Origin of the sequence: Streptomyces spiramenti (assembly GCF_012034385.1) — a bacterium.
GTDB lineage: Bacteria > Actinomycetota > Actinomycetes > Streptomycetales > Streptomycetaceae > Streptomyces > Streptomyces spiramenti.
Map to the genome: position 1 here is coordinate 1 of NZ_JAAVJB010000245.1, position 7020 is coordinate 7020.

Consider the following 7020-nt stretch of genomic DNA (forward strand, 5'->3'; position numbering starts at 1 on the left):
GCCCCGCGCCACGGCGGGGCCGGCCGGCGGTGACGGCTCACAGGCCGGCGGCGAGCCGCTCCGCGAGGAGCCGGCTGAACCGCGCCGGGTCGGCCAGGTCGCCGCCTTCCGCGAGCAGCGCCATGCCGTACAGCAACTCGGCGGTGTCGCCCAGCGCCCCCTCCTCCGCGGACGCCGCGTGGGCGGTGCGCAACGCGCCGACCAGCGCGTGGTCCGGGTTCAGTTCGAGGATGCGCTTGACGGGCGGCAGCGGCTGGCCCATCGCCCGGTACATCTTCTCCAGGGTGGGGGTGACGTCGAACTCGTCACCGACGATGCACGCCGGGGAGGTCGTCAACCGGGCGGAGAGCCGTACCTCCTTGACCTGCTCGCCCAGGCGGGTGCCCAGCCACTCCAGCAGCGGGCCGAACTCCTCCTTGCGCCGGGCGGCCTCCTCGCTCTCCTCCGCCTCCTTGTCCGCCGGTTCCAGGTCGACCCGGCCCTTGGCGACGGACTGCAGCGGGGTGCCGTCGAAGTCGCCGACCTGCTCTACCCAGACCTCGTCGACCGGGTCCGTCAGCAGCAGCACCTCGTACCCCTTGGCCAGGAACGCCTCCATGTGGGGGGAGTTCTCCAGGCGGGCACGGGAGGTGCCGGTCACGTAGTAGATGTGCTCCTGCCCCTCCTTCATCCGCTCCTTGTACGCGCGCAGCGAGGTGGGGGCCTCGGCGTCGTGCGTGGAGGCGAACGAGGAGACCTCCAGGATCGTCGCCCGGTTGTCGGCGTCGGAGAGCAGGCCCTCCTTGAGCGCGCGGCCGAACTCCCGCCAGAAGGTGGCGTACCGCTCGGGGTCCTCGGTCCGCAGCGACTTGACGGAGGCGAGGATTTTCTTGACCAGGCGGCGGTGCATGAGCTGGATCTGCCGGTCCTGCTGGAGCGCCTCGCGGGAGACGTTCAGTGAGAGGTCCTGCGCGTCCACCACGCCCTTCACGAAGCGCAGGTACTCCGGGAGGAGCGTCGTGCAGTCGTCCATGATGAAGACGCGGCGCACGTACAGGTTGACGCCGCGTCGCGCGTCCTGCTGGTGGAGGTCGACCGGTGCCCGCGAGGGCAGGAACAGCAGCGCCTGGTACTCGAAGGTGCCCTCGGCGCGGGTGTGGATCGTGCGCAACGGGTCCGACCAGTCGTGGCTGACGTGGCGGTAGAACTCGGTGTACTCCTCCTCGGAGATCTCCTCGGGCGACCGGCCCCAGAGCGCCTTCATCGAGTTGAGCGTGTCGACGGCCCGGGTGGTGGTGCCGTCCTCCTCCCGCTCCACCTCGGTGCGGATCGGCCACGGGATGAAGTCGGAGTGCCGCCGTACGATGGACCGCAGCGTGTGCTCGGCGGTGTAGTCGTGGAGGTTGTCCTCCTCGTCGACCGGCTTGAGGTGGAGGGTGACCGAGGTCCCCTGCGGTGCGTCCTCGACCCGCTGGAGGCGGTAGGTCCCCTCGCCCTCGGACTCCCAGCGCGTCCCCTCCTTCTCGCCGGCGCGCCGTGTCACCAGGGTCACGCGGTCGGCGACCATGAAGCTGGAGTAGAAGCCGACGCCGAAGCTCCCGATGAGGTCGGTGGAGACGGTGGCGTCCTTGGCGTCGTTGGCCTCCTTGAGCTTGCGCGCGAACTCGGCGGTACCCGACTTGGCGATGGTGCCGATCAGCTCCACCACGTCGTCCCGGGACATCCCGATGCCGTTGTCCCGCACGGTGAGCGTGCGCTCCGCGGTGTCCGTCTCCAACGCGATGTGCAGGTCGGAGGTGTCCGCGTCGAGGCCGCTGTCCCGCAGCGACTCCAGCCGCAGCTTGTCCAGCGCGTCCGAGGCGTTGGAGATCAGCTCCCGCAGGAAGATGTCCTTCTCGGAATAGATCGAGTGCACCACCAGCTGCAGCAGCTGGCGTGACTCCGACTGGAATTCGAACGTCTCGGCCTTGCCGGTCACGGCTGTCCTCCCGCGTATCTCGTCCATGGGGCGCGCCCGTTCGCTCCGTGAGCGGGTCGCCCCTCCCGCGGCGTCGCCGCGCGGTCCGGCGCCGATCCTGCCCCGGGCGGGCCGCCGCACGCCACTCGGTGGGGAATCCCGCGCCGCTCCCGCGAGGCCGGGTGCGGCCCCGGGGCGACGCCGGACCGGGGTGTGGCGCCCGGAACGCGGCGGGGGAGTCCGTCCGGCGAGTTGTGTGTGCGGGGTGTTCGTATCTTCACCGCATGAAGGGTGGGCGGTTCAGTTACCCGCTCGTAACGTGGTGCGTACTCGGCAGTAACCCGTGGTCCGGACCGCGCGCCGTCACCCCCCCACCGTGCGCCCTCCAGCGAGGAGACCCCATCGTGCTGTCCTGGATCCGACGCGCCCGCCCCGGCGCCGCCGCCCTGGCGCTCGCCCTGGCCGTCGCCGTCGTTCCCGCCACCGCCGCCCGGGCGGAACACGCGCCGACCGCCCCCGACAGCGGCCCCCGGGCCGACGCCGGCGCGACCGCCGCGACCGGCGGATGGAACGACGACGACTGCACCCCCGCCGCGGAACGCCCCCGCCCGGTCGTGCTGGTGCACGGCACCCTCGGCAACAGCACCACCAACTGGATCGGACTCGCCCCCTACCTCGCGGACCGCGGCTGGTGCGTGTTCTCCCTCGACTACGGGAAGCTCCCCGGGGTCGCCGTCTTCCACGGCCTCGGCCCGATCGAGGACTCCTCCGCCGAACTCGCCGTCTACGTGGACCGGGTGCTGGAGACCACCGGCGCACCGGAAGTGGACATCGTCGGGCACTCCCAGGGTGGCATGATGCCCCGCCACTACCTCAAGCACCACGACGGAGCCGCCGACAAGGTCAACGCGCTCGTCGGGCTCTCGCCCTCCACCAACGGCAGCACGGTGCTCGGTCTGACAAAGCTCTTCGACCTCTTCCCCGGCGCCCGCGACGTGCTGGAGGGCCTCACCCCCGCGCTGGAGCAGCAGATCGCCGGTTCGCCCTTCCTGGCCGAGCTCAACGCGGACGGCTACACCGTGCCGGAGGTCGAGTACACCGTCATCGCCACCCGCTACGACGAGGTCGTCACCCCGTATGGGAGCCAGTTCATCGACGAGCCCGGCGTCCGCAACGTCCTGCTCCAGGACCTGTGCCCCGTCAGCCTCTCCGAGCACCTGGCCATCGCCCTGGTGGACCGGGTCGCCTGGCACGAGGTCGCCAATGCCCTCGACCCGGCCAACGCCAAGCCCTCCACCTGCTGGTCGGTCTTCGACTGACGGGTGACGCCCGGTCGGCCCCCACTCGGGAGGCCACCCTCCGGCCTTCCGACCGGCCGGGCACTCGGAGGGCAACGCGCCCCGGACGGCACACCGTCCGGGGCGCGTTGCCGCCACGGGCCGCGCCGAGCCGCCGGGCCGCTGTGCCCGGGTGTCGGCGGCCGGGGTACCAAAGCGTGTTCGAGGCCCCATGCCGGGCCCGCGACGCCGGCTACGGCCATCTGCCGCGTTGTCAGGAACGCCCGAGTACAACCCGGTATGAGGCCGCCCCTCCGTCGTGCAGCTGACCGCATCCGACGCCGCGAGCCGACCCGGCGCGGGGTCTCACGCCCGCTCTCAGCGCCCGGGTACGGGCACCCGCAGGACCAGCAGCGCGATGTCGTCGTCCGCGGGCTCGCTCGCCACCTCGTCGACCAGTTCCGCGAGGAGCGCGGGGAGCTCCCGGTCCCGCCGCGACGACAGGAAGCGGCCCGCCCGCTCGATCGCCTCGTCCAGGTCGCTGCTCCGGTGCTCGACCAGGCCGTCCGTGTAGAGCAGGAGCACCGCGCCGGGCGGGAGCGTGCGGCGGTGGGCGTCACGCCCGCGCACGGGGATACCCGGGTGCATCAGCACCCCGTGGTCCACCAGCGGCTCCACCGTTCCGTCCGGCAGCACCACCAGCGGCGGCGGATGACCGGCGTTGGTCCAGTTCAGCTCCCAGCTGCCGTCGTCCGGTGGTGGGCACGGCCGCAGATGGGCGTGGACCAGGGTGCCGCTGCACCCCAGCCCCAGCGCGCGGTTGGCGTGCTCGAACGCGCTGACGACGTGCGCCGGTCCGGTACCCGGATGGTCCAGGTCGGCCTGGCGCAGCATGCTCCGGACCTGCCCCATCAGGGTGGCCGCCCGCATGTCGTGGCCGGTGATGTCCCCGATGGTGGCGGCGACCGTCGCGGCGCCCTCGGCGTCCTCGCCGCCCTGCGCCGCGCTCGGGAGCCGGTAGAGGTCGTACCAGTCGCCGCCGACCATGTCGATGTCCGCGGCCGGGCGGTACAGGGCGGCCGTGCTGAGCCCTGCCACCGGCGGCAGGTCGGTCAGCATCGCCTCCTGCATCTGGCGGGCGACGTCCACCCGGTTCTCGATGAACAGTGCGCGCTCCACTGCCCGCGCCGTGTACCCGGCCAGCGCCGCGAGGACCGCCCGCTCCGGGTCGTCCACCTCGTAGGGGCGGTCCCAGCCCATCACCAGGACGCCCAGCGGCCCACCGTCACCCGGCAGCGGCACGCAGACCACGGTGTCCAGACCCAGCGACCGGTGCTCGGCCGCGGCCGGCCGCCCGAACACGGTCGCCATCTCGTCGGCGCCCGCGACGGTCACGACCCGGTCCTCCCGCGCGGCGCGCGTCATCGGCCGCTCGGCGCTGAGGGGGACCGTGTGCTCGTCCACCTGCTCCGCACCGTTCGCCAGCCGCCGCAGCGCGCCGTCCTCGGCCACCATCACCCGGACGTGGACGGGACGGAGCACCAGCGTCACCAGGTCGTGGACCTGCCGGCCGACCTCCGCCAGCCCTGTGGTGTCCGCCAGCGCGTCCGCCGCCCGCAGCAGCAGCTCGGACCGGGCCAGCGCGTGCTCGCTGCGCCGCGCCAGTCCGTCCGCGCGGGTGCGCGCCGCGGCCTCGTCCCGGTGCACCGCCTCGCGGCGGTGGGCCGCGATGCGCAGCCGCAGCTCGGCGCCGCAGGCGGCTGCGAGCTCCGTCAGCAGCGACAGCTCCCGCGGGCTCCACTCGCGCGGGCGGTTGTCGAGGGCGCACAGCGCGCCCAGCACCCGGCCCGCGCGGTCGGTGAGCGGCACCCCCGCGTACGCCTGCACCTCCGGCGTGAGCGCGACGGGGTCGTCCGCGGGGCCGCCCGACCCCTCCCACGCTGCCGGTGCCGCACCGGCCCAGCCGCCGGGGGCCCGCGCCACCACCACCGGCCCACCGCCGTGGACGACCTCCCCGCACAGCGCCAGCGGCGCTCCCAGGTTCCGCTCCCGCGCCCACGGCGCGTGGCTGCCTGCGAGTCCCGGCAGCATCTGACGGTCCGCCGCCACGAGCGACACCAGCGCGGCCGGGACGTTCAGGGCGTCCTTCACCAGCCGCGCGAAGCGGTCCATCCCGGCGTCGGGACGCGCCGACAGTCCTGTGTCGCTGACGGCCGTCAGCCGTAGCTCGTCACTCACCGCATCGGGGTACGGGGAGGGCGAGCGCCCGTTCCTACCTGTCACACCTGCTCCTCGGGAGCCGCTTTCCTCTCCTCCGGCGCCCACCTGGCGGAGGCCTGACGTCACGCTAGCCGACGCCGTGCCGCGGTCCGAGCCCCGGGAGCCCCACGGCGCGCGAGTGCGGGGGCGGGCGCTCACCCACATGAGTGGAGTTCGGTCCCGGTCCGCCCGGCCCGCCCGCCCTCGGCCTTCGCGGCACCGAAGCATCGATGCAGCCCCGTCACCCCCGGTCGGCGGGGGCGCGGGGCACACCCGAGCCCGCCGGACGCCCACCGGGGCGTGCGACGGCTCCGCACCGCGACCGACCGCACCACCACCTCACGAGGAGCCACACCATGCGCAACCGCCTGCTCATCGGCCTGCTCACCGGAACGATCGGAGTGGCCCTGCTCGGCCATCCCTCCGCCGCGACCGGGGCGCAGGGCCCGGCGAACGACGCCTCGCCGGTCGCCGACGAGCTCTCCCGCGTCGGCGCGCCGGTGGCCGTCGGCCTGGCCGGGAACACCCTGGTCCGCTTCCACGTGGACAACCCGCGCGCTGTCGTGCCGCTGGGCCGTGTCCAGGGGCTCCAGGGCGACTCCCGGCTGGTCGGGATCGACCACCGCGTCCAGGACGACCGGGTCTACGGCGTCGGCGACCAGGGCGGCATCTACACCCTGACGTACCCGGGCTCCACCGACCGCGCCCTCGCTGTCCGGGCGGAGAAGGTCTGCCAGCTGAGCGTCGCCCTGGAGGGCGAGTTCTTCGGCGTGGACTTCAACCCCGCCGCCAACCGGCTCCGCGTCATCAGCGACACCGGCCAGAACCTCCGTCACAACATCGACGACCCCAATGGCGCCCCCGCGCCCGGTGTCACCGTCGTCGACGGCACCCTCACCAACCCCGACGGCACCGTCGCGACCGGCGTCACCGCCGCTGCCTACACCAACGACGACCTCGACCCCGCGACCGCCACCACCCTGTTCGACCTCGACACCCGCACCGACCAGGTCGTGCTCCAGTCGCCCGCCAACGCCGGAACGCTCGCCCCCACCGGTGCGCTCGGTGTCGACGCCGGACCCGACGCCGGGTTCGACATCCGCACCGACCCCGCCACCGGCGCCAACACCGGCTGGGCGGTGCTCCACACCGACGGCCGCGCCCGCCTCTACGACGTCGACCTGCTGGGCGGCGGCGCGGATCCGGTCGGGACCTTCCCCCGCCACCTGCGCGTCACCGATCTGACCGTCCTGCCGTGACCGACGCGCCGACCGGTCGCGGGTGATCCCTCCCGCGACGCGACGGTGCCCCGCCCCGGCCGGGCGGCCGGGGCGGGGCACCGTCAGTCGTCCCCGTGGGACCGCGGCCGGGCGGAGGCCGAGGTCCCACGGGTGATCCGGGCGGGCCGGTCGTGCACGGCCCGCGGTCGTTCCCGGTGTCACGTCCCGAGGGGACGGGCGGACCGGCTGTGGGGGCCGGTCCGACGCACCGGTCCGGGCAGGGCCCGGGAGGCGTGGGGGGGGGGGGGGGGGGGGGGGGGGGGGGGGG

At 74.0% G+C, this 7020-nt stretch carries 4 protein-coding genes; 2 read left to right on the forward strand and 2 right to left on the reverse strand.

Annotated elements, in window-relative coordinates; genetic code table 11:
• Window positions 1-37 precede the first annotated feature (37 nt).
• The gene (gene htpG / locus HCJ92_RS20620) at window positions 38-1984 is read right to left on the reverse strand and encodes a molecular chaperone HtpG (RefSeq protein ID WP_209311392.1); all 1947 of its coding nucleotides are present in this window, start codon (window positions 1982-1984) and stop codon (window positions 38-40) included.
• Between the two features lie 356 nt (window positions 1985-2340).
• On the opposite strand from htpG, the gene HCJ92_RS20625 reads away from it, so the two are divergent.
• Window positions 2341-3255 carry an alpha/beta fold hydrolase gene (locus tag HCJ92_RS20625; RefSeq protein ID WP_167935117.1) on the forward strand — a complete coding sequence of 305 codons (915 nt, stop codon included), beginning with the start codon at window positions 2341-2343 and terminating at the stop codon, window positions 3253-3255.
• Window positions 3256-3591: 336 nt separating this feature from the next.
• On the opposite strand, the gene HCJ92_RS20630 is transcribed toward HCJ92_RS20625, so the two are convergent.
• Window positions 3592-5451, reverse strand: a complete 1860-nt coding sequence (locus tag HCJ92_RS20630) for a SpoIIE family protein phosphatase (RefSeq protein ID WP_167935118.1) — start codon at window positions 5449-5451, stop codon at window positions 3592-3594.
• 377 nt (window positions 5452-5828) lie between these two features.
• On the opposite strand from HCJ92_RS20630, the gene HCJ92_RS20635 reads away from it, so the two are divergent.
• Entirely contained in the window at window positions 5829-6731 is a 903-nt protein-coding gene (locus HCJ92_RS20635; RefSeq protein WP_167935119.1) for a DUF4394 domain-containing protein, read from the forward strand.
• Window positions 6732-7020 lie beyond the last annotated feature (289 nt).